This is a genomic window from Streptomyces sp. VRA16 Mangrove soil (assembly GCF_017377775.1).
Classification (GTDB): Bacteria; Actinomycetota; Actinomycetes; order Streptomycetales; family Streptomycetaceae; genus Streptomyces.
This window is the reverse complement of sequence record NZ_JAFVLN010000006.1, coordinates 196,578-218,791: the sequence shown is the minus strand read 5'-3', so window position 1 is coordinate 218,791 and position 22,214 is coordinate 196,578. Positions and strand designations below refer to the sequence as shown.

20 protein-coding genes and 1 pseudogene are annotated in these 22,214 nt (G+C 71.4%); 12 read left to right on the top strand and 9 right to left on the bottom strand.

The window, feature by feature from the left end; translation table 11 throughout:
* Nucleotides 1-114: 114 nt before the first annotated feature.
* Together J3486_RS18565 and J3486_RS18560 are read right to left on the bottom strand one after the other, a co-directional pair.
* Nucleotides 115-825: a TetR/AcrR family transcriptional regulator gene (locus tag J3486_RS18565; RefSeq protein WP_207821976.1), complete on the bottom strand. Its 711-nt coding sequence runs from the start codon at nucleotides 823-825 to the stop codon at nucleotides 115-117.
* Between the two features lie 100 nt (nucleotides 826-925).
* The gene (locus J3486_RS18560) at nucleotides 926-2,524 is read right to left on the bottom strand and encodes a DHA2 family efflux MFS transporter permease subunit (RefSeq protein ID WP_207821467.1); all 1,599 of its coding nucleotides are present in this window, start codon (nucleotides 2,522-2,524) and stop codon (nucleotides 926-928) included.
* A 206-nt stretch (nucleotides 2,525-2,730) separates the two neighbouring features.
* Here J3486_RS18560 and panB point away from each other — a divergent pair, with 206 nt between their 5' ends.
* The 3 genes from panB (at nucleotide 2,731) to J3486_RS18545 (ending at nucleotide 5,726) form a co-directional block, all read left to right on the top strand.
* On the top strand, nucleotides 2,731-3,648 hold the full coding sequence (panB, locus tag J3486_RS18555; RefSeq protein ID WP_229378210.1) for a 3-methyl-2-oxobutanoate hydroxymethyltransferase: 918 nt from the start codon (nucleotides 2,731-2,733) through the stop codon (nucleotides 3,646-3,648).
* A 165-nt stretch (nucleotides 3,649-3,813) separates the two neighbouring features.
* Nucleotides 3,814-4,845, top strand: a complete 1,032-nt coding sequence (locus J3486_RS18550; protein ID WP_207821466.1) for an ATP-binding cassette domain-containing protein — start codon at nucleotides 3,814-3,816, stop codon at nucleotides 4,843-4,845.
* A gap of 62 nt (nucleotides 4,846-4,907) precedes the next feature.
* Entirely contained in the window at nucleotides 4,908-5,726 is an 819-nt protein-coding gene (locus tag J3486_RS18545) for an ABC transporter permease (protein ID WP_307804859.1), read from the top strand.
* 1 nt (nucleotide 5,727) lies between these two features.
* Here J3486_RS18545 and J3486_RS18540 read toward each other — a convergent pair whose 3' ends face one another.
* Nucleotides 5,728-9,027: a BTAD domain-containing putative transcriptional regulator gene (locus tag J3486_RS18540; protein WP_207821464.1), complete on the bottom strand. Its 3,300-nt coding sequence runs from the start codon at nucleotides 9,025-9,027 to the stop codon at nucleotides 5,728-5,730.
* 413 nt (nucleotides 9,028-9,440) lie between these two features.
* On the opposite strand from J3486_RS18540, the gene J3486_RS18535 reads away from it, so the two are divergent.
* Both J3486_RS18535 and J3486_RS18530 read left to right on the top strand, forming a co-directional pair.
* Nucleotides 9,441-10,244 carry a site-2 protease family protein gene (locus J3486_RS18535; protein WP_207821463.1) on the top strand — a complete coding sequence of 268 codons (804 nt, stop codon included), beginning with the start codon at nucleotides 9,441-9,443 and terminating at the stop codon, nucleotides 10,242-10,244.
* A gap of 90 nt (nucleotides 10,245-10,334) precedes the next feature.
* Complete coding sequence (locus J3486_RS18530) at nucleotides 10,335-11,120, top strand: hypothetical protein (RefSeq protein WP_207821462.1); 786 nt, start codon at nucleotides 10,335-10,337, stop codon at nucleotides 11,118-11,120.
* A gap of 33 nt (nucleotides 11,121-11,153) precedes the next feature.
* Here the strand turns inward: J3486_RS18530 and J3486_RS18525 are convergent, their stop codons facing one another.
* The 3 genes and pseudogenes from J3486_RS18525 to J3486_RS18515 form a co-directional block, all read right to left on the bottom strand.
* Nucleotides 11,154-11,336, bottom strand: a complete 183-nt coding sequence (locus tag J3486_RS18525; protein WP_207821461.1) for a hypothetical protein — start codon at nucleotides 11,334-11,336, stop codon at nucleotides 11,154-11,156.
* A gap of 114 nt (nucleotides 11,337-11,450) precedes the next feature.
* Complete coding sequence (gene npdG / locus J3486_RS18520) at nucleotides 11,451-12,155, bottom strand: NADPH-dependent F420 reductase (RefSeq protein WP_207821460.1); 705 nt, start codon at nucleotides 12,153-12,155, stop codon at nucleotides 11,451-11,453.
* A gap of 25 nt (nucleotides 12,156-12,180) precedes the next feature.
* Nucleotides 12,181-12,750, bottom strand: a pseudogene (locus tag J3486_RS18515) (exo-alpha-sialidase); the annotation flags it as partial.
* Between the two features lie 152 nt (nucleotides 12,751-12,902).
* Between J3486_RS18515 and J3486_RS18510 the strand changes: the two are divergent.
* Entirely contained in the window at nucleotides 12,903-13,514 is a 612-nt protein-coding gene (locus tag J3486_RS18510) for a hypothetical protein (RefSeq protein ID WP_207821458.1), read from the top strand.
* 37 nt (nucleotides 13,515-13,551) lie between these two features.
* On the opposite strand, the gene J3486_RS18505 is transcribed toward J3486_RS18510, so the two are convergent.
* Complete coding sequence (locus tag J3486_RS18505) at nucleotides 13,552-13,791, bottom strand: hypothetical protein (RefSeq protein ID WP_207821457.1); 240 nt, start codon at nucleotides 13,789-13,791, stop codon at nucleotides 13,552-13,554.
* 67 nt (nucleotides 13,792-13,858) lie between these two features.
* Here J3486_RS18505 and map point away from each other — a divergent pair, with 67 nt between their 5' ends.
* Together map and J3486_RS18495 are read left to right on the top strand one after the other, a co-directional pair.
* On the top strand, nucleotides 13,859-14,725 hold the full coding sequence (map, locus tag J3486_RS18500) for a type I methionyl aminopeptidase (RefSeq protein ID WP_207821456.1): 867 nt from the start codon (nucleotides 13,859-13,861) through the stop codon (nucleotides 14,723-14,725).
* Between the two features lie 196 nt (nucleotides 14,726-14,921).
* Complete coding sequence (locus tag J3486_RS18495) at nucleotides 14,922-15,572, top strand: heme oxygenase (biliverdin-producing) (RefSeq protein ID WP_207821455.1); 651 nt, start codon at nucleotides 14,922-14,924, stop codon at nucleotides 15,570-15,572.
* Between the two features lie 7 nt (nucleotides 15,573-15,579).
* Here the strand turns inward: J3486_RS18495 and J3486_RS18490 are convergent, their stop codons facing one another.
* Nucleotides 15,580-16,245: a PhzF family phenazine biosynthesis protein gene (locus J3486_RS18490; protein WP_207821454.1), complete on the bottom strand. Its 666-nt coding sequence runs from the start codon at nucleotides 16,243-16,245 to the stop codon at nucleotides 15,580-15,582.
* 218 nt (nucleotides 16,246-16,463) lie between these two features.
* Between J3486_RS18490 and efeO the strand changes: the two genes are divergently transcribed.
* The 4 genes from efeO to J3486_RS18470 all read left to right on the top strand — a co-directional run bounded on the left by efeO (nucleotide 16,464) and on the right by J3486_RS18470 (nucleotide 20,848).
* Nucleotides 16,464-17,609, top strand: coding sequence for an iron uptake system protein EfeO (gene efeO / locus J3486_RS18485; protein ID WP_207821453.1), 1,146 nt, complete (start codon nucleotides 16,464-16,466; stop codon nucleotides 17,607-17,609).
* A gap of 41 nt (nucleotides 17,610-17,650) precedes the next feature.
* On the top strand, nucleotides 17,651-18,931 hold the full coding sequence (gene efeB, locus J3486_RS18480) for an iron uptake transporter deferrochelatase/peroxidase subunit (RefSeq protein WP_207821452.1): 1,281 nt from the start codon (nucleotides 17,651-17,653) through the stop codon (nucleotides 18,929-18,931).
* Between the two features lie 6 nt (nucleotides 18,932-18,937).
* Nucleotides 18,938-19,783 (top strand): iron uptake transporter permease EfeU, encoded by an 846-nt coding sequence (efeU, locus tag J3486_RS18475; protein ID WP_207821451.1) that lies wholly within the window; start codon nucleotides 18,938-18,940, stop codon nucleotides 19,781-19,783.
* A gap of 69 nt (nucleotides 19,784-19,852) precedes the next feature.
* Complete coding sequence (locus J3486_RS18470; RefSeq protein WP_207821450.1) at nucleotides 19,853-20,848, top strand: hypothetical protein; 996 nt, start codon at nucleotides 19,853-19,855, stop codon at nucleotides 20,846-20,848.
* Between the two features lie 499 nt (nucleotides 20,849-21,347).
* Here J3486_RS18470 and J3486_RS18465 read toward each other — a convergent pair whose 3' ends face one another.
* On the bottom strand, nucleotides 21,348-22,064 hold the full coding sequence (locus tag J3486_RS18465) for a bifunctional DNA primase/polymerase (protein WP_207821449.1): 717 nt from the start codon (nucleotides 22,062-22,064) through the stop codon (nucleotides 21,348-21,350).
* Nucleotides 22,065-22,214 lie beyond the last annotated feature (150 nt).

Sequence of the window (22,214 nt, the reverse complement as noted above, 5' to 3'; positions counted from 1 at the left end):
TTGCGGTTCGGTGACGCCCGTACGGCCACGAGGACGAGCGGGGCGGCGTCCGGAGTTCCGGACAAGGAGGTCTCCGGGTCTGTCTGTGACGAAACCCGCACATTCGGACCCGCCCTACTCCACGGCTGTGACCTGCGCCTTCACACCCGCGAGCACGGTGTCGACGATGCGCTCGGAGAGGTCGTCGGCCAGCGGCGAGTCGACCCGCATCACGGAGCGCAGCAGCATCGGCCCGGTGAACAGGTCGCCGGTCAGTTCGATGTCGATGCCGGCCGGCAGCTCGCCGTCGGCCACGCCGCGCCGCAGCACGTCGTGCATGAGCCGGCGCCGGGGCTCGACGACGACCGCGTGGTACGCGTCCCAGAGCCGGGGCAGGGTCTTCATCTGCACGATGACGTTGTGCAGCAGGGCCGAGGTCCGCAGATTGAGGCCGCGCCGGCGCATGTGCTCCAGGAGCAGGATCAGGTCGTCGCGCAGGGAGGTGCCGGGCAGCTGCGGATCCGGCTCCTCGATGGAGGCGATCACGTCGACGAAGAGCTCCTCCTTGCCGGCCCAGCGCCGGTAGATGGTGGCCTTGCCGACGCCCGCGGTCCTCGCGATGCGCTCGATGGAGAGCTCGGCGAGCGGGACGCCCTCCTCCAGGAGCTTGACGACGCCCTCGACGATGGCCTGCTCGACGGCCTCGCTGCGCGGGCGGCCGCGGGCGGGTGCCGCGGCGTCGGCGGCCGGTCCGGGCGAGCCGCGCAGCGCGTACCGCCGCACCCGTCGCCCGCTCCGGTCCGCGTCGGCACCCACGGCACCCTTCACGTCGCCCACGGCCTCCATCTCGCGCACCTTCGCACCTTCCGCCACAGCCCCGGAACCTGGTCCTCCGACCGGGCTCCGGGGCGATTGTCTCAGCGCTGTCCGATCACGTACACGCAGGTCAGTTCCCCGCGCCCACCTTCTCCTGCGGCTCGCCGCTCGGGGCGAGCGGCGCGGCGGGCCGCTTGCCCGGCAGGAACAGCCAGGTGACCAGGGCGCTCACCAGGGCCACACCCGCACCGCACAGGGCGGTGATGTGCATGGCGTGCAGGAACGAGCCGTTGGCCGCGTCGACCAGGCCCTGCGCCCGCGGCCCGATCTTCTCGGCGACGCCGAGCGTGGCCTCGATGGACGCGCCCGCGGTGTCGCGCACCCCGGCCGGCAGCATGCCGAGCTTGTCCTCTATGCCGCTGCGGTACGCGGTGGAGAGCACGGAGCCGAGCACGGCGATGCCGAGCGCGCCGCCGACCTGCCGGAAGGTGTTGCTCAGCGCCGAGGCGGAGCCCGCCTTCTCGCGCGGCAGCGCCTGCATGATCACGACGCTGGTCGGGGTCATGACGTGCGCCATGCCCGTGCCCATGAGGAAGAAGATGACTTCCAGGATCCAGATCGGGGTGCCGGCGTCCAGCGCGGTGAACGCGGCGAGCATCGCCGCGAGCAGCACCAGGCCGCCCGTGGTGGTGGCCTTCACCCCGATCTTCTCGACGACGAGCCGGGCGCGCGGCGCGAAGATCAGCTGGGCCACGGCGAGCGGCAGCATCAGGGCGCCGGTCTGCAGCGGCGAGTAGCCGCGCACGCTCTGCGTGTAGAAGACCGAGAAGAACGTGACGCCCATCAGCGCAAAGAAGACCAGCGCGATGGCGCCGATGGCGGCCGAGAACACCTTGTTCTTGAAGTAGTCGATGTCGATCGACGGGTGGTCGCTGCGCTTCTCGTAGAGGACGAACCCGGCGAGCACGACGACGCCCGCGATGATCGTGGCGAGGACCTGGACGCTGGTGAAGTCGCCCTCGTCGCCGCCCTTGATGATGCCGTAGACGAGCAGGACCAGACCCACGATGGAGAGCAGGACGCCGACGAGGTCGACGCGGCCCGGCTTGGGGTCCTTGGAGTCCGGGACGAGCGCGAGCATCAGGATCACGGCGAGGATCACGATCGGCACGTTGACCAGGAAGACCGAGCCCCACCAGAAGTGGTCGAGGAGCAGTCCGCCGGTGATCGGCCCGATGGCGATGGCGAGGCCGACGCCGCCGGCCCAGATGCCGATGGCCTTCGGCTGCTCCTCGCGCTCGAAGACGTTCATCAGCACGGCGAGCGTGGCCGGCATGACGAAGGCGGCGCCGAGGCCCATCACCGCGCGGAACGCGATGAGCTGGACCGGCGAGCCGGACTCGGCGGCGAGCGCGGAGCCGAGGCCGAAGACGACGAGGCCGCCGATCAGGACCTTCTTGCGGCCGATGCGGTCGCCGAGCAGACCGGCGGTGAACAGCAGCCCCGCGAAGACGAGCGTGTACGAGTTGATGGCCCACTCGAGCTCGCTCTGCGTGGCGCCGAGGCCGGTGGGGGCGGGCGTCGAGATCGTCTTGATCGCGACGTTCAGGATGGAGTTGTCGAGGACGACGATCAGCAGGCTCAGCATGAGGACGCCGAGAATCGCCCAGCGACGGCGGTGCACGGCCTCGGGTATGCGAGGAGCCGCGGGAACTGCGGGTGTGGTCATGTGTACGACCCTAGCCCCATTTCGATACGGACCCGTCTCGTATTGAAACTATGGACCGATCTCTTACCCAGGCTTTACGAAAGGGCTCTGTGGCGGGCTTTACGCGAGGGCCCCTGGCGCCCGGTCGGCACGGGGTGCCACCATGGAGGCGATCCGGGGACGCCGTCAGGGCGCCTCGAGACGACGGAATTGAAGGAGCGGTTGCGATGACGCAACACACGCCACTCCAGGCTGCCCCGACGCGGTCGCAGTCCCCCGACAGCAGCACGGGCGCCCCGCAGGAGCGGGACCCCAAGGCGCTGTACGGAGGCACGAAGAAGAACAGCCCCCGGCGTATCACGGTCCGCGACATCACCCTCGCCAAGGAGCGGGGCGAGAAGTGGCCGATGCTCACCGCGTACGACGCGATGACGGCATCGGTCTTCGACGAGGCCGGCATCCCCGTGATGCTGGTCGGCGACTCGGCGGGCAACTGCCATCTCGGCTACGACACCACGGTCCCGGTCACCCTGGACCAGATGATCATGCTCTCGGCCGCGGTCGTGCGCGGCACCTCGCGCGCCATGATCGTCGCGGACCTGCCGTTCGGCTCGTACCAGGAGGGTCCGACGCAGGCGCTGCGGTCGGCGATGCGGCTGGTGAAGGAGGCGGGCGCGGGCGCGGTCAAGCTGGAGGGCGGCGAGCGCTCGCACACCCAGATCAAGCTGCTCACCGAGGCCGGCATCCCGGTCATGGCGCACATCGGCCTGACCCCGCAGTCGGTCAACACGCAGGGGTACCGCGTGCAGGGCCGCGGCGAGGAGGCGGCGCAGCAGCTGCTGCGGGACGCGAAGGCGGTGCAGGACGCGGGCGCGTTCGCGGTCGTCCTGGAGCTGGTCCCTGCGGAGCTGGCGGCCGAGGTCACGCGCGTGCTGCACATTCCGACGGTCGGCATCGGCGCGGGTGCCGAGACGGACGCCCAGGTCCTGGTCTGGACGGACGCGCTCGGGCTCACCGGCGGCAAGATGCCGAAGTTCGTGAAGACGTACGCGAATCTGCGTTCCGTCATGTCCGATGCCGCGAAAGCGTTTGCGGAGGACGTGATCGGCGGAACGTTCCCTCTGGAGGAGCACTCCGTCCACTGACCATCACGGCACCACCGCGGCCCGTCGATCTTCCCCCGTCGACGGGCTGCGGCCTTTTCGGGCGTGATCCCGGGGCGCACGCCGACGGGACGGTGACAGGGTGCCGACAGGGGGCTGTCGGTCGGCTGTCGGTGGATTGTCGGTGGCGGCTGTCACCTTGGTGGCATGACGCGAATCGACAAGAACCCCGCAAGCGACCGCCCGGTCGCCGTGTCCGTACGGGGACTGGTCAAGCACTACGGCGGTCCCCAAGGAACACGGGCCCTGGACGGCGTGGACCTGGATGTCCACGAGGGCACCGTGATGGGCGTGCTCGGGCCGAACGGCGCGGGCAAGACCACCCTCGTGCGCTGCCTGTCCACCCTCATCACCCCCGACGCCGGGACGGCGGTCGTGGCCGGCTACGACGCGGTGAAGCAGCCCCGCCAACTGCGCCGCGTGATCGGCCTCACCGGCCAGTACGCCTCGGTCGACGAGAAGCTCTCCGGCCGCGAGAACCTGTACATGATCGGGCGCCTGCTCGACCTGTCCAGGAAGGAGGCCAGGGCCCGCGCCGACGGCCTGCTGGAGCGGTTCTCGCTCACCGACGCGGCGACCCGCCCCGCGAAGACGTACTCCGGCGGCATGCGCCGCCGCCTCGACCTGGCCGCGTCGATGATCGGCCGCCCGCACGTCCTGTACCTGGACGAGCCGACGACCGGCCTCGACCCCCGCACCCGTAACGAGGTGTGGGACGAGGTCAAGCGCATGGTGCGCGAGGGCGTCACCGTGCTGCTCACCACCCAGTACATGGAGGAGGCCGAGCAGCTGGCCTCCGAGCTCACCGTCGTCGACCGCGGCCAGGTCATCGCCCGCGGCGGCATCGAGGAGCTCAAGGCGAAGGTCGGCGGCCGCACCCTGCGCATCCGCCCGGCCGACCCGCTGGAGCTGCGCCCGCTGGCCGCCTCGCTCGACGAGCTGGGCATCACCGGCCTGGCCACGTCCACCGTGGACCCCGAGTCCGGCACGGTCCTCGTCCCGATCCTCAGCGACGAGCAGCTGACCGCCGTCGTCGGCGCGGTCACCGCGCGCGGCATCACGATCGGCTCGATCGCCACCGAACTGCCCAGCCTGGACGAGGTGTTCCTGTCCATCACCGGCCACAAGGCGTCCGCCCCGCAGGACGTCAGGCCCGAACTCGAAGAGGTCGCCGTATGAGTGCCCGCCCGTCACCCACCGCCACCCTCATCGAGCCACTTCGCGGCGCCCCCTCTGATTCCGTGAACCCCACGGCGCCCACCATCACGGTCGACGCCGACCCCAAGATCGGCCTGCGCGGCCACCTGCGCCACACCGGCGCCCTGATCCGCCGCAATCTGCTGTGGATCAAGCAGGACCCCGAGTCGATGTTCGACGCGATCCTGATGCCGATCATCTTCACGCTGCTGTTCGTGTACGTCTTCGGCGGCTCGATCGGGCAGGCGCTCGGCGGCGGCCAGGACGCGTACGTGCAGTACGTGATCCCCGGCATGATCGCGATGATGTCGATGAACATCGCGCAGGGCGTCGGCACCGGCTTCAACGAGGACTTCCAGAAGGGCATCATGGACCGCTTCAGGTCGCTGCCCATCGGGCGGGCCTCGGTCCTGGTCGCCAAGGTCTCCGTCGAGCTCATGCGACTCCTGGTCGCCATCACGGTCCTGATGATCGTCGCGCTCCTCGTCGGCTTCGACGTGGAGAACTGGGGCGGACTGTTCGCCGCCATCGGTCTGTCGGCGCTGTTCGGCTCCGCCATCATGTGGATCTTCCTGGTCCTCGGCGTGACCATGAAGAACGCTCAGTCCGTGCAGGCGATGGGCTTCCTGGTGATGATGCCGCTGCAGTTCGGCTCGTCGATCTACGCGCCGCCGGCCTCGATGCCGGGCTGGCTGCAGTCCTTCACCGACTACAACCCGATGTCGAACCTGGCGGACGCCTGCCGCGGCCTGATGACCGGCGGCCCGGTCGCCCACGACCTGTGGATGACGCTCGGCTGGACCGCGCTGCTCACGGCGGTCATGGCGCCGGTCGCGATCCGCAAGTACACGAAGAAGAGCTGAGTCAGCCGGCTTCGCCGGACGTCGGCTCGCGTCGCAGCAGGGCGGTGGCCTCCTCCACGGAGAGGCCGCCGCCCTCGGCGTGTTCCCGTCCGTACGCGGCGTCGTCGAGCACGGCCCGTACGACCGTCTCGCCGTCGGCCCGCCAGTCCCGTTCGAGCCGCCCGGAGATGTGCCCTTCGGGCAGCGCCGCGTCGGCGGCGCCGATCATCCGCGCGGCGAGCGCGGCGTCGCCCTGCTGTACGAGGGCGTGGGCGGCGGTGACCAGGTGCAGCGCCGCGATGTGCGGCATGATCACCGACGACAGGGGGTCGCTGCCGAGGTCGATGGCGCGCACGGCGCCCGCGAGCGCGGCGTCGGACCGGCCGTCGACGGCGTCGAGCATCGCCTCCATGCCGACCGTCATGGCGTGGAAGAAAACGATGTCCGCGACCTTGAACTCGTGCCGCAGCGCCTCCAGGTGCTCACGTGCGGCGGCGGTCCTGCCGGTGGAGCCGAGCAGCCCGACGAGGAACATCCGGGCGGCGGGGCGCGCCTCGTTCGCATGACGGTGAGCCGTGTCGAGGGCTTCGCACAGCAGCCGCTCCCCCTCCGCGATGTCGCCCTGCTCGACGAACACCTGCCCGAGCCGGACCTGGAGGATCGACGCCTGGGCGTGGGCGCCCATCGCCTCGGCCAGGGCCCTGGCGCGGCGGTAGTCGGCGGCGGCCTCGTCGTAGCGGCCGAGCTTCTCGTACGTCTCACCGCGCGCCGACAGCGCCTCGGCGACGCCCCACTCGTCGCCGAGCCGGGTGAACAGCTCCAGGGACTCGTCGGCGTCGGGCAGCCCGCGGGCCGCCCATTCGCTGCGGTTGGCCAGGATGTTGGCGCGCAGCTGGAGGACGAGCGCGAGCTCCCAGTCGTAGCCGAGCTCGCGACAGGTGCGGACCGTGACGTCGGTGAGGTCGTGCATCTTGTCCAGCTGCCCCGACATCAGCACGGCGAAGTACCAGATGTTGCCGGGCGGACGGCAGGCCTGCGGCAGGTCGGCTCGGTAGGTCTCCCGGATGATCTTCAGCCGGGCCTGTCCCTCCTCGCTGTGCCACTGCTGCATCTCCATGTCCATGTAGCCGAGGCGGCTCAGGTGCACCTGGCGGCGGGCCTCGTCGAGGAGGTCGCCGGTGAGCGGCGGCGGGATGTCGGTGCAGCGCTGCTCGACGGGCGGGGCGGGGCGTGCGGGGCCCGCGAACGGGTCGGGGCCGAGGGCGGCGACGTCCCGCGTCCAGGACCTGGCGTCCATACGCAGGTCCCGCATCTGCCAGAACCAGGCCAGGGAGAGGACGAGGCTGAGGGCCTCCTGCTCGTCGCGGGTGGCCAGCGCGTGCCGCAGGGCGGTGCGCAGATTCTCGTAGTCGCGCTCGATGCGGGCGATGGCGGCGCGCTGGCCCGCGCCGCGCAGCAACGGGTCGGTGGTGCGGGCGAGTTCGCGGTAGTACGTGAGATGGGCGTGCGCGGCGGCGGGCCGCTCGGCGGCCTCGTCGAGCCGGTCGCCCGCGTACTCGGCGACGGTCTCCAGGAGCCGGTAGCGCATGCCCTCGCCGTCCTCCTGCGGGGCGGCGACGACGAGCGACTTGTCGACGAGGGAGCCGAGCAGGTCGAGGACGTCACCGCCGCAGGTGCCGCAGACCGCCTCGGCGGCGGCGAGGTCGCAGCCGCCGCTGAAGACGGAGAGCCGCATCAGGACGGCGCGCTCGGGGGCGTCGAGCAGGTCCCAGGACCAGTCGACGACGGCGCGCAGGGTCTGCTGGCGGGGCAGGGCGGTGCGGGCCCCGCTGGTGAGCAGGCGGAAGCGGTCGTCGAGGCGCTCGGCGATCTGGCGCGGGGTGAGCATCCGCAGCCGGGCCGCGGCGAGTTCGATGGCGAGCGGCAGGCCGTCGAGGCGGCGGCAGATCTCGGCGACGGCCGCCGCGGTCTCCTCGGAGTCGTCGACGGTGAATCCCGGGCGGACCGCGGCGCCGCGCTCGCCGAACAGGCGCAGGGCGTACGGCTCGGGCAGCGGCTCCACGGGATAGAGCAACTCCCCCGGTACGCCGAGGGGTTCGCGGCTGGTGGCGAGCACGGTGAGGCCGGGGCAGTGGGCCAGGAGATGCTCGGCGAGGGCGGCGGCGGCCTCGACGACGTGCTCGCAGTTGTCGAGGACGACCACCATGCGGCGGTTCACGCAGTGCTCGACGAGGCGGACGAGGGGGTCGTCGCCCTGGCGTTCACCGGCGATGCGCAGCTCTTCGGCGCCGGCGCCGCGCAGCACGGTCTCGCGGGCGCCGAGTGCGCTGACGACGGCCTCGGGGACGGCGTCCGGATCGCTCACCGGGGCGAGTTCGGCGAGCCATACGCCGTCGGGGGCGTCGGTGACGCCCTCCGCTGCCTCCTGGGAGAGACGGGTCTTGCCCGCGCCGCCGGGGCCGAGCAGGGTCACCAGGCGGGCCCGGGTGAGGTCCCTGCGGATGGCGTCGATGTCGGGGCCGCGGCCCACGAAGGAGGTGAGGCGGGCGCGGAAGTTGCCCGGGGGGCGCCGGGCGGGAACGGCCGGGGCCGCGGGGGCGGCGGGCGTGCTGAGCAACTCGGCGTGCAGGGCGAGGAGTTCGGGGCCCGGGTCGGCGCCCAGGCGGTCGGCGAGGCCGCGGCGTATCCCGTCGTACGCGGCCAGCGCCTCCGCCGCGCGGCCCGCGTCGCGCAGCGCGCGCAGCCGCAGGGCCTGGAGCGACTCGTCGAGGGGGTGGGCGTCGCAGAGGGCGGTCAGCTCGGGCAGCGCCTCGTCGGCGTGGCCGAGCGCCAGGCCGGCGGCGATCCGGGTGCGGCGCGCGTCCAGGTGCCGGGTGTCCCAGCGGGCGGCCTCCCCCGCCCGGTCGGGCAGGTCGGCGAGGGCGGGGCCGCGCCACAGCGTCAGGGCGTCGTCGAGCAGGGCGGCGGCCTTGGCCGGATCGCCGTCGGCGTGGGCGCGGGCGCCGTCCGTGGTGAGCCGCTCGAACCGGAACAGGTCGATGTCGTCCGCGGCGGCCGCGAGCCGGTAGCCGCCCTCGTCGGAGGCGATCGCCCCGGCACCGAGCGCGCGCCGCAGCCGGCCCACGAGCGCCTGCAGCGCGCCCTGCGCGTCCGCCGGTGGCTCGGTGCCCCACACCTCGTCGACGAGCACCGTCACCGGGACCGTGCGGCCCGGCCGGAGCGCGAGCACCGTGAGCAGGGAACGCAGCCTCGCCCCGCCGACGGGGACGGCCGAGCCGTCGTCGCGGAGTACTTGCGTGGTGCCGAGAATGCGATAGCGCACCGCCCCATTGTCCCCGCCCCACCCCCACGAGCAATCCACGCCCCCACCCCGGCCAATCCGCCGTGCCCCCTAGCCTTGGGCAATCTGCCGCCATGGGCGGCAGGGTGGGCCGGGGGTCCCCCCGGACGGAGTCTGGGGGAGGCACCCCGGCACGGGGCGAGCGCTCCAAGCGGCGCCCAGCTCGGTCCCGGTCGCGCCGTCGCCGGGCGCAGGCCCGGTGGGGGCTGGTCGCGCAGTTCCCCGCGCCCCTGCGGGGCACGACCACAGGCGGACATCGGCACAGCCCCGCCCCCGGAACTCCCAGGGCCGGGCGGCACGTTTCCCCCGTAGGCGGGTACGTTCTGTGCGACCCTGCCCTCCCTGTACGACGTACGACTCACGCACGACTCACGCACCCCGGGAGCCCCGCCCTCATGACCACCGCCACATCCCGACGCGGCGACAGCAGAATCAGCCCCGTCTTCATCGGCATCGCCGCGATCACGGCCGTGGCCGGCTGGGCGGTGTGGACGGACTACGCGTCACAGCCGGGCTTCGCGGTCTTCCTGTTCGTGACGGGCGCCTGGGTCGTCTCGCTCTGCCTGCACGAGTACGCGCACGCCCGCACCGCCCTGCACGGCGGCGACATCTCGGTCGGCGCGAAGGGCTATCTGACCCTGAACCCGCTGAAGTACACGCACGCGCTGCTCAGCATCGTGCTGCCCGTCCTCTTCGTGATCATGGGCGGCATCGGCCTGCCCGGCGGCGCCGTCTTCATCGAGCGCGGCCGCATCCAGGGCCGCTGGAAGCACAGCCTGATCTCGGCGGCCGGCCCGCTGACGAACCTGCTGTTCGCACTCGCGTGCACGGCCCCGTTCTGGCTGCACGCGCTGGACGGGGTGCCGGACACGTTCCGCTACGCGCTCGCGTTCCTGGCGCTGCTCCAGGTGACGGCGGCGATCCTCAACTTCCTTCCGGTACCGGGCCTGGACGGGTACGGGGTGATCGAGCCCTGGCTCTCGTACAAGGTGAAGCGGCAGCTGGAGCCGTACGCCCAGTTCGGACTGCTGATCGTCTTCGGCCTGCTGTGGATCCCGTCGGTGAACCGGGTGTTCTTCGACGTGGTCGACGCCGTACTGCGCGCGCTCGGCGTGAACGACTGGGACACGTACTGGGGACAGCGGTTCTACCGGTTCTGGGAGGGCACCCCCGAGATCCCCGTCTACACCCAGCCCTGACCCCGGTTCCGGCGGCGCCACAAGTGGACAACGACCTTCCGGTGACATGACCTGACATACGGGCACTCGATCTTCTCCGAAATCTCGACGATGGGAGAAGACGTGCAGCGGCGCACCAGGCTCACCACGAGAACGGCGGCAGCACTGGCGGGGCTCTCCGCCCTCGTGACCCTCACGGCCTGCGGCAGCGGCGACGGCGGAAGCGGCAAGGGCGGGGACGACCCGTTCGCGGGCAAGAGCGCCGACCGGATCGCGGCCGACGCGGTCAAGGCCACGAAGGACGCCGACTCGCTGCACATGAAGGGCACCGTGCGGCAGTCCGGCTCCACCGTCACCGTCGACCTGTCGGTGGACCAGGACAAGAACTGCGACGGCACCATCGCCACGGACGGCGCGCACGCCGACATCCGGCACACGAACGGCACGCTCTATCTGCGCGGAGACGAGCAGTACTGGCGCGCGGCGCTCAAGGAGCAGCCGGGCGCGGACAAGATCGTGCCGAAGGTGAAGGACAAGTGGGTGAAGGCCCCGGCGGACGACGCGACGACGGCGGGCCTGTGCGACAAGCAGGGTCTGGTCGCCTCGATGGACGAGAACAAGTCGGAGCGCACCGGCATGAAGAAGGGGCCGGCGACCACGGTCGACGGCACGAAGGCGATCAAGCTCACGAAGAAGAAGTCGAGCGGCGAGACCCTGGCGCTCTATGTGGCGGCCGAGGGCAAGCCGTACATCCTGCGCAGCACGTCGACGGGCGGCAAGGCGCCCAACACGGCGACCTTCAGCGACTACGGCAAGGCGGTCCGCCCGCAGACCCCGCCGGCCGACGAGACCGTCGACCTGAAGAAGATCGCCGGCGGCGGCGACCAGCAGGCCTGACCGGAGGCGGGCCGGGGCCGGGCCCCGGCCGCCTCAGTTCTGGGCCGCCGCCTTCTCGGCCTTGGCCTTGCGCGCGTAGAACCACGTCATGTTCGACGTGATGCCCGCGATCAGCACCCACACGATCCCGAGGAAACTGCCCTCGACGAAGGACACCACGGCGGCCGCGACGGCAAGGAGGCAGACGACGAGGGCGAAGAGTGCGATGCGGGGCATGGGGGTCGGCTCCAATACGGCACGGCGGTGTTCGCCGACCAGTGTCCCCCATGCCCCGCTGCCGCCTGAAGGCGCCCCGAACAACCCGGTAGAGGGTTATACGTCCGTGATCCGTTATACGTCCGTGATGCGCAGACCCGCGTGGGCCTTGTAGCGGCGGTTCACCGAGATCAGGTTGGCGACCAGGGACTCCACCTGGTGGGCGCCCCGCAGCCGGCCCGCGAAGACACCGCGCATCCCGGGGATGCGGCCCGCGAGGGCCTGGACGGTGTCCGTGTCGGCGCGGGACTCGCCCAGCACCATCACGTCCGTGTCGATCTCCTCGACCTCCGGGTCGGCGAGCAGCACGGCCGACAGGTGGTGGAAGGCGGCGGTGACCCGGGAGTCGGGGAGCAGGGCCGCGGCCTGCTCGGCGGCGCTGCCCTCCTCCGGCTTCAGGGCGTACGCGCCCTTCTTGTCGAAGCCGAGCGGGTTGACGCAGTCGACGACGAGCTTGCCCGCGAGTTCCTCGCGCAGCGCTTCGAGGGTGGCCCCGTGCCCGTCCCACGGCACGGCGACGATCACGATGTCGCTGCGCCGTGCGCACTCGGCGTTGTCGGCGCCCTCGATGCCGAGGCCGAGCTCGTCCGCGGCCGCCTGCGCGCGCTCGGCGGCGCGCGAGCCGAGGATCACCTTCTGGCCGGCGCGCGCGAACCGGTAGGCGAGGCCCTTGCCCTGCGGTCCGGTGCCGCCGAGCACGCCGACGACGAGGCCGGAGACGTCGGGCAGGTCCCAGGGGTCCTTGGCCGGGGCCTTCTGTGCAGTGTCAGTGGTGGTCATGGAGTGACCTTACTCAGCCGTACGGTCAGGACAGCAGGGCCACCGGGATCCTGCGGAAGGTGATCGTCTCGTACGCGGAGAAGTCCCCGGTCTCGTAGAGCAGCCCGACGGTGTCGTCGTCGATCCGTACGAGGTCGGAGTAGGCGGCGGGCAGTCCGTCGACGGTGTGCGCGCTCTGCCGGGTGACGCCGGCGTCACGGCTGCGGCGGACCGTCATCAGGGCGCGGGCGGCCGGGTCTGCAAGCCCCGAGTACAGCAGCAGGTCCGGTCCTTCGAGACTCAACAGGCTGCCCTGGACGACCGGTCCGGTCAGGCCCGCCTGCGGCCGGAAGCGCCGCACGAACCGCCGGCCGCCGTCGGCGGAGTACGCGTCGGCGCGCACGCCCGGCGCCGTGGAGTCGGTACGCGTGTTGAAGTGGAGCCGCCCGTCGGGGAGTTGGGCCGCGGTGGTCTCGTCGGGGCTGACGTAGCCGTCGCCGGGCGTGTCGACGTACCCGGTCCGCCAGGACGCGCCGTCGTCGCCGCCGAGGAGGCAGTGCCCGCCGTCGTACCTGCCCTCGGTGCCGTTGTCGGTGCCGGTGGGCGGCACGGAGTGCTCTGTTGTGGCGGACATGCCGTCCATGCTTCCCGCCGATGGAAACCTGCGGTGAACGCGGCCTTTCGCGGCCTTTCCCCGCGCACCCCGTACGGGCGGTCTTCCCGCGAACCCCCGGTCACGGTCCGGCACTTGAGGCAGCATGCACCCCCATGGACGCCGTACGAGTAGCCCTGCTGCGCGAGGTCCTCGCCGGAACCGAGTGGCCCGCCGCCACCCGCCGCTTCGCCGGAGCCCTGCGCTCCTCGGTGGCCGCGTACGGCGGCGGGCTGCTCCTGGTCGGCACCGAGGAGTACGAGCCCTGGCACCTGGCCGCGCACCTCGTCGACGAGGCCGCCTGGTCGGGCACGCCCGAACTCGCCCCGACCCTCGTCCGCCATGCGGCGCGCCCCGGCGACCCGGCCCATCTCGCTGTCGGCCTCGGCCGGCTGGCGGCGGCGCGGCGCGGCGAGACGCTGCTGGTGGTGACGCCGGACGCGGTGGGCGCGCCACTCCTCGAACGGGTTCACGACGCGCGCCGCTCCGGGGCGACGGTGCTCGCCCTGGACGCCGACACCGCAGCCAACGCCGATCTGCACGCGATGGCCCACGACGCGCTGACCGTGCCGGCCGACACCGATCTCGACCTGGACACCGTGCAGCATCTGGTGAGCGCGGCGGCGGGCGAGAACGCGGTGCCGCCTCCGCGGGGCCGCCGGAAGTTCCGCGACCGCCTGTCGCGCCTGGCCGATCAGTTGACGTCACCGCCGCCCTCCCGGTGGTGAGCGCCGGCGGGGGCGGGCCGCGCGGGGGCCGTCGCGGCTACGGCGTCTTGCCGCCCTCCTCGCCGGAGGCCTGGGCGTCGTGCCACCGCGGATCGTTCTCCCACTCGAGATTGCGCTCACGCGCGGTGTCCATCGCATGCTGCGCCTCCTCGCGGGACGCGTACGGGCCGAACCGGTCCTTGGCGGGGCACTCGGGCCCCTCCTCGACCTTCTTGTGCTCCAGGCAGTAGAACCACTCGCCCGGCTTCCCGACGGTCCGCTTCTTGAACAGGGCCACGTCAGACTCCTCTCCTCAGTGCGCTCAGGGCCATGGTCCCCCAGTCCCGCTCGTTACACTCGCTGGCATGTCTGGCCAGTCGCAGTCCTCGCTGCTCGTACCCGGGGAACTCTCCCCCACCCGCCCTGTGCCCGGAAACATCCGGCGCCCCGAGTACGTCGGCAAGCCCGCGCCGACCCCGTACAAGGGCCCCGAGGTGCAGACACCGGAGACCGTCGAGGCGATGCGGATCGCCGGGCGCATCGCGGCGCGGGCGATGGCCGAGGCCGCGAAGGCGATCGCGCCGGGCGTCACCACGGACGAGCTGGACCGCATCGCGCACGAGTACATGTGCGACCACGGCGCCTACCCGTCCACGCTCGGCTACCGCGGCTTCCCCAAGTCGCTGTGCACGAGCGTCAACGAGGTCATCTGCCACGGCATCCCGGACTCCACGGTGCTGCGCGACGGCGACATCATCAACCTGGACGTGACGGCGTACATCGGCGGTGTACATGGTGACAACAACGCCACGTACCTGGTGGGGGACGTCGATGAAGAGTCGCGGCTGCTCGTCGAGCGGACCCGTGAGTCCCTGAACCGTGCCATCAAGGCCGTGAAACCGGGCCGCCAGATCAACATCATCGGCCGGGTCATCGAGTCGTACGCGAAGCGGTTCGGGTACGGGGTCGTGCGCGACTTCACCGGGCACGGCATCAACTCGTCGTTCCACAGCGGGCTGATCATCCCGCACTACGACTCCCCGCACGCGACGACCGTGATCCAGCCGGGCATGACGTTCACGATCGAGCCGATGCTGACGCTGGGCACCCACGAGTACGACATGTGGGAGGACGGCTGGACGGTCGTCACCAAGGACCGCAAGCGCACGGCCCAGTTCGAGCACACGCTGGTGGTCACGGAGAACGGCACGGAGATCCTCACGCTGCCGTAGCCGAAGCGCAGCCGTGGCCGTGGCCGAAGCCCTGCCGCGGCACGAGCCCGCCCCTGTTGGGGCGGGCTCTTCCGTTTACGTTCCCTTGATCGGGAATCCGGGTACGTTTTTACCGACAGGACGTCGGGAAAGCTGTTAGGTTAGGTAACCCTAACCTAAGCAGAACGCGTTACCGGACCCCATTGGCGGAGGCCTCATGGACACCCCGTTCTCCACCCTGATCCGCACGGCCTCGCACGAGCAGCACACCGAGGCGGAGACGTCGACGTTCATGAGCGACCTGCTCGGCGGGGCGCTCGGGGTGGACGCGTACGCGCGGTACACGGAGCAACTGTGGTTCGTCTACCGGGCACTTGAGAGCGGCGTGGAGCGGCTGGCACAGGACCCGGTCGCGGGGCCGTTCCTCCGGGCCGAGCTGGCGCGCGTGCCCGAGCTGGAGCGCGACCTCGCGCATCTGCGGGGTCCGCGGTGGCGGGAGACGGTGTCGGCGCTGCCGGCGACCGCGGCGTACGCGGCCCGGATCGGGGAGTGCGCGCGGACCTGGCCCGCCGGCTACGTGGCGCACCACTACACCCGCTACCTGGGCGACCTGTCGGGCGGCCAGATCATCCGCGACAAGGCGGAGAAGACGTGGGGCTTCGCGCGCAAGGGCGACGGGGTGCGGTTCTACGTGTTCGAGGACATCGGCAACCCGGCGGCGTTCAAGCGCCACTACCGCGAGCTGCTCGACGCGATCGCGGTGGACGAGCTGGAGAAGCAGCGCGTGGTCGCCGAGTGCAAGCGGGCGTTCACCCTGAACACGGCGGTGTTCAGGGCACTGGGTGAGGAATTCCCGGCCGCCGCCTGACCGTTGCTCAGCGCGGACGGTCCGAGGTGAGCCGCACCCTGCCGCCGATCTCCACGAACCCCCCGGGCTGCGGCGCCGTCAGGATCTGCGAGCCGCGGCCCTGGCGGACGTTGAGAGCCCGCTCCAGCTGTCCGGTGAGCAGCAGGGCGGCGGCACCGGTCGCCTCGTCCTCCGCGATCCCGTCGCCGCGACCGGGGAAGCCCCGGGCGCGGACCCGTCCCGCGGCCTCGTCCTCCCAGGCCCAGGCGTAGATCCACTCCCCCTCCGGCGGCACGTCGAGGGCCTCGACCTCGGCGGCGGAGCCGAACTGGCGCAGGGTGCGCGGCGGCGCCCATTCGACCCGCGCCTCGATCCAGGTGAACTCCCCGTCGAGGCGCGTCCCGACGACCCCCGCGGGCACGACCAGTTCGGGCACGTCCAGGAGCCAGGCGGCACCCACGCAGGGGTAGCCGGCGAACGGCAGCCGGGACGACGGCGTGTAGATGTCGATGACTCCGCGCTCGGGGTCGTCGACGAACACGGTCTCGCTGAAGCCCAGCTTGGCCGCGAACGCCTGGCGTTCGCCCTCGTCCGGAATCCAGGAGCCGTCCCGCACGACTCCGAGCTCGTTGCCGTACCGGCCGTCGGGTCCGCAGAAGACGGTCAGCACGTCGTGGTCGCCGCACTCGTTCATGTCGGCAGTGAACCACGCGCCCCCTCAACCGCCTCCACTTGACCCTCCCTTGACCCTTCTCTGGGTCGCCCATGGGTCGGTCGTGTCCACGCCGCGACCAGCCGGTTTTCGTGAGAGGTGAATCACGGAAGAAGGGGGTAGCACTAAGGCAAGCCTCATATAAGTTAGGCCCGCCTTAGTCGAAAAGCTGTGTCTTTCCTGTATGCCTTGGAGCCCGCATGCGAGCCGTCCGTCTCTCCGTCGTCACCGCCGTCGCCACGGCGGCGGCCCTGACCGCCGTCACGGGCTGCACCGAGAAGAGCGACGCCAAGAGCGGCGACTCGGGCGCGATCAAGGTGACCGCCACCGACGACAGCTGCAAGGTGTCGAAGACCGAGTTCCCGGCCGGGCACGTCGAGCTGGCGGTGGAGAACAAGGGCTCGCGCGTCACCGAGGTCGAGATCCTCTTCCCGGACGACCGCATCGTCTCCGAGCGCGAGAACATCGGCCCCGGCACCCGCCACACCCTGACCGCCGAGGTGAAGAGCGGCGACTACCGCATCGCCTGCATCCCCGGCATGAAGGGCAAGGGCCACCGCCAGGACGTGAAGGCCACCGGCGGCAAGGCCACCGCCCAGCGCGACCCGCGCCTGGACAAGGCCGTCGCCGCCTACCGCCAGTACGCGCAGGAGCAGGCCGACGAGACGCTGCCGAAGGTGAAGACGTTCACCGACGCGATCCGCAAGGGCGACCTCGACGCCGCCAAGAAGGCGTACGCGCTCTCGCGCATCGGCTGGGAGCGGACCGAGCCGGTCGCCGAGTCGTTCGGCGACATCGACCCGAAGGTCGACGTGCGGGCCGACGGCCTCGAAGAGGGCCAGAAGTGGACCGGCTGGCACCGCCTGGAGAAGGCGCTGTGGCAGGACAAGAAGATCGGCAAGACCGAGAAGGCGCTCGCCACCCAGCTCGACAAGGACCTCGCGGACTGGCAGCAGCGGGTCGGCAAGGCGGAGATCACCCCCACCTCGATGGCCAACGGCGCCAAGGAACTGCTCGACGAGGTCGCCACCGGCAAGGTCACCGGCGAGGAGGAGCGCTACTCGCACACCGACCTGATCGACTTCAAGGGCAACGTCGAGGGCGCCGAGAAGGCGTACGACCTGCTCAAGCCGGTCGCCTCGGAGAACGACCCGGCGCTCACCAAGGAGCTCGACCAGCAGTTCGCCTCGCTCGACGCGCTGCTCGACACGTTCCGCAAGGACAAGAGCTCGTACGACTTCACCTCCTACGACAAGGTCGGCAAGGCGGACCGCAAGGAGCTCTCCGACGGCGTGAACGCGCTCGCCGAGCCGCTGTCCAAGCTGGCCGCGGCCGTCGTCAAGTGAGCCCCGAGAACCCCCGAGAGCACGAGCACAGGAGCGCCGCCATGCCGGAGACCTCCCCCGCCTCCCCCGCCCCGTCCCGCCGTTCGCTGCTCGCGGTGGGCGGTGCCGGGCTCGCGCTCGGTGCCGCGGCCGCGGGCGGCGCCGTCGCCCTGACCCGCTCGGGCGACGACGGTGACGCCATGCAGCCGGCCGCCGAGTCCGGGGGCGCGGTGCCGTTCCACGGCGCGCACCAGGCCGGTATCGCCACGCCGGTCCAGGACCGGCTGCACTTCGCCGCGTTCGACGTGAAGACGGAGGACCGTGACGCGTTCGTGCAGCTCCTCAAGGACTGGACGAAGGCCGCCGCCCTGATGGCCGAGGGCCGGCCGGTCGGCGAGGGCGCGTACGGCGGGCTCGCCGAGGCGCCGCCGGACGACACCGGCGAGGCGCTCGGCCTCAAGCCGTCCCGGCTCACCCTCACCATCGGCTTCGGGCCGTCGTTCTTCGAGAAGTACGGGGAGAAGTTCGAGATAGCCGACCGGCGCCCCGAGGCGCTGGTCGAGCTGCCGAAGTTCCCCGGCGACAACCTGGAGAAGACCCGCAGCGGCGGCGACCTGTGCGTGCAGGCCTGCGCCGACGACCCGCAGGTCGCGGTGCACGCCATCCGCAACCTCGCCCGGATCGGCTTCGGCAAGGTCGCCATCCGCTGGTCGCAACTGGGCTTCGGCAAGACGTCGTCGACGACGCCGGACGCGCAGACGCCCCGTAACCTCATGGGCTTCAAGGACGGCACCCGCAACATCGCGGGCACCGAGACCAAGCGGCTCGACGAGCACGTGTGGGTCGGCGGGAAGGACGCCGCGGACGCCGACTGGATGCGGGGCGGCTCGTACCTGGTCGCCCGTCGGATCCGGATGAACATCGAGACCTGGGACCGCACCTCGCTGCAGGAGCAGGAGGACGTCTTCGGCCGCGACAAGGGCGAGGGCGCGCCGGTCGGCAAGGCCAAGGAGCGCGACGAGCCGTTCCTGAAGGCGATGAAGCCGACCGCGCACGTGCGGCTCGCGCACCCGGACTCCAACGACGGGATCACGATCCTGCGCCGCGGCTACTCGTTCACCGACGGCACGGACGGGCTCGGGCGGCTCGACGCGGGCCTGTTCTTCCTCGCGTACATGAAGGACGTGCGCAAGGGCTTCATCCCGCTGCAGCGCAGGCTGTCGGCGCACGACGCGCTCAACGAGTACATCCAGCACGTGGGTTCCGCGGTGTTCGCGGTGCCGCCCGGGGTGCGGGACCGCGACGACTGGTGGGGCCGCGGCCTCTTCGAGAAGAAGGCGTGAGGCAGCATGTTCGCGAACTATCTGATCGGTCTGCGTGAGGGCCTTGAGGCCAGTCTCATCGTCTGCATCCTCATCGCCTACCTGGTGAAGACGGAGCGGCGCGACGCGCTCAAGCCGGTGTGGCTGGGCATCGGGGCCGCCGTGTTCGTGGCCCTGGCGTTCGGCGCGGGCCTGGAGTTCGGCTCGCAGGAGATGACGTTCAAGGCGCAGGAGGCGCTCGGCGGTTCGCTGTCGATCGTCGCGGTGGGCCTGGTGACGTGGATGGTCTTCTGGATGCGGCGCACCGCCCGGCACCTGAAGAGCGAGCTGCACGGCAAGCTGGACGCCGCGCTCCAGATGGGCACGGTGGCGCTGGTCGTCACGGCGTTCCTGGCGGTCGGCCGGGAAGGTCTTGAGACGTCCCTCTTCGTCTGGACGGCGGTGCACGCCACCAGCGACGGCACCACGGAGCCGGTGATCGGCGCGCTGCTCGGCCTCGCCACCGCGGTCGTCCTCGGCTGGCTCTTCTACCGGGGCGCCCTGCGCATCAACCTGGCGAAGTTCTTCACGTGGACCGGCGGCATGCTGGTCGTGGTCGCGGCGGGCGTGCTCGCGTACGGCTTCCACGACCTCCAGGAGGCCGACTTCATCGGCGGCCTGAACCATCTGGCCTTCGACATCAGCTCGACGATCGCCCCCGACGGCTGGCTGGGCACCCTGCTCAAGGGCGTCTTCAACTTCCAGCCCGATCCGACGGTCCTCCAAGTCGTCGTCTGGTGCGCCTACTTGGTGCCGACGCTGACCGTCTTCCTGCTGCCGTCCGGTCTGCTCACCCGTAGGGCCGAGGCGGTACAGGCTTCGTCTTCCCGGTAGGGTTCGGCCCCGGCAGGGGTCCGGGGAGCGGCCGGGGAGCCAGGGGAGTCGGAAGGTGAAGTCAACGTCATGAGCAAGGTCATGAACAGGCTCGGCAGGCCTGCCGCGATGTCCGCGGCGGCCGTCGTGCTGTCCCTCACGGCGAGCGGATGCGTGACCGTGCACGGGGAGCTGGAGGTCGTCCCGACGACGACGAAGGCCGAGGCCGCGCGCGCCCTCGACACGTTCTCGGCCGCGTACAGCAAGGCCGAGGCGACGTACGACCGCTCGGCCGACGCCGCGTACGTCACCGGGCCGCTCGGCGCGATCGACACGGCGAAGCTGAAGGCGGGGCACAAGCTCCGGCCGAACGGCAACCCGAACCACAAGGCGCTCAAGCTCACCGACGTGCACTACACCGTGCCGAAGAAGGCGGGCTGGCCGCGCTGGTTCGTCGCCGACGCGGACAACAACCGCATCGCCGGCTACCGCTGGGTCATGGTCTTCACCCGGAACGGCGAGACCGAGCCGTGGGCGGTGTCGTATCTGACGCTGTTCCGCGACGGCACGGTGCCGAAGTTCAAGACGGACGCGGACGGCTTCGGGGAGGCGGTCGACACCGACTCCGCGCAGCTCGCGGTGCGGCCCGAGAAGCTGAGCCAGGCCTACGCGGACTATCTCGACCCGAAGACCGGCGGCGGTGACACGTTCGCGGACGGCGTGTACACGTCCCAGTGGCTCGCCACCCGCAAGAAGAACCTCTCGCGGCCCGGCCTCGCCACGCAGTTCATCGACGAGCCGCTCACGTCCGGCGACTACGCGCCCGTCGCGCTGCGCACCGCGGACGGCGGGGCGCTCGTCTTCTTCACGACGCGCCGTTACGAGAAGCAGACCGCGTCCGCCGGGAGCGATCTGCCGACGATCAACCCGAGCGTGAAGGCGCTGATGACCGGGGACGCCAAGCAGTCGGCGACGTACGGGTACGTGTCGAACCAGGCCGCGCTCGACCCCGCCAAGGGCTCCGCCAAGTCCCAGGTCGACATCCTCGCCCGCGTAGAGGGCATCACCTCGGCCGTGGGTTCCTGAGCCCCCACCGCCTTGGGCAATCCGCCGCGGGTCGGCTGCCGCGCCGCCTCGGGCGATCTGCCGCCGGTCGGCTGCCGCGCCGCCTTGGGCAATCTGCCGCCTTGGGCGGCAGGGTGGGCAAGGCGGCACCCCGGCGCGGGGTGAGCGCTTCCATCCGGCGTTCAGCTCGGTCCTGGGTGCTTTGTTGCCGGGTGCAGCTCCGGTGGGGGCTGGTCGCGCAGTTCCCCGCGCCCCTGAGGGGGCACGAACTCAGCCGGTCGCGCCCGCGCGGCGGAGCCGCACCATGACACAGCCCCGCGCCCCTACGGGGCACAACCTCAGCCGGTCGCGCCCACGCGGCGGAGCCGCACAGTGACACAGCCCCGCGCCCCTACGGGGCACAACCTCAGCCGGTCGCGCCCGCGCGGCGGAGCCGCACCATGACACAGCCCCGCGCCCCTGAGACATGCGGCTCCGCCGCCGCCTCATCGGGCACGAGCCCCGCGCCCTGACGGCGCGGCTACGGCCAGGCCGACGTGAAGTCCGGTTCGGCTCCTGCGTGGCGGGCGCAGGCGTCCGTGAGGGGTTCGAGGAGGGTGAGCGGGTCGGGGAGAGGGTGCTCCGGGCCACGGAGCCAGCGGACCGACTGCCCGCCGGGCAGTCGAGCCGGCGGGATCAGGACGTAGGAACCGCGGCAGTGCCAGCGCAGCCCGGGATGCTCGTCCATCGTCTCGGGATGACAGTCCAGCTCGCACGGCCACCACTCGTCCTCGTCCTCGGGCGTACCCCGGGTCGCCGTGAAGAAGAGCATGCGGTCGGTACCGGAGAAGGCGACGGGGCCGACCTCGATGCCGGAGGAGAGGAGGCGGTCGAGCGCCTCCTGGCCGGCTTCCACGGGAACGTCCAGGACGTCGTGGACCATGCCGGTCGCGGTGATGAAGTTGGCCTGCGGCTGATGCCTGGCCCAGCGCTCGATCTGCGAGCGGTCCGTCGTGGACTGGGTCTGCCAGGCGAAGGAGACCGGGTGCCGGCCGGGCGTCGGACAGCCGATGCGGTTGCACGAACACCGGTAGTCGGCCGGGTACGCGGCCGGCGCGAGCGGCAGCCCGGCCCCGGCGGCGGCCAGGAGCAGGGATTCACGGTCGGTGTCGGCCGCGGGCTCCTTCGGGCCCCGGGCCCCCTTCAGCCACTGGGAGATCCGGCCCAGGCCGTACCGTCCGTTCCGCTCCGTGCCCATCTATCCCCTCACCGTCACCCTCGTACGAGTACCGGATGAATCCCGGACCCACATGGTCCCACCATCCTGCTCCTCGGGTGGCCACAGTCCACATCCGGGGTACCGGGGACAGCACGGAACTCAGTGTCATTGCCGGAATTACCGGCATTT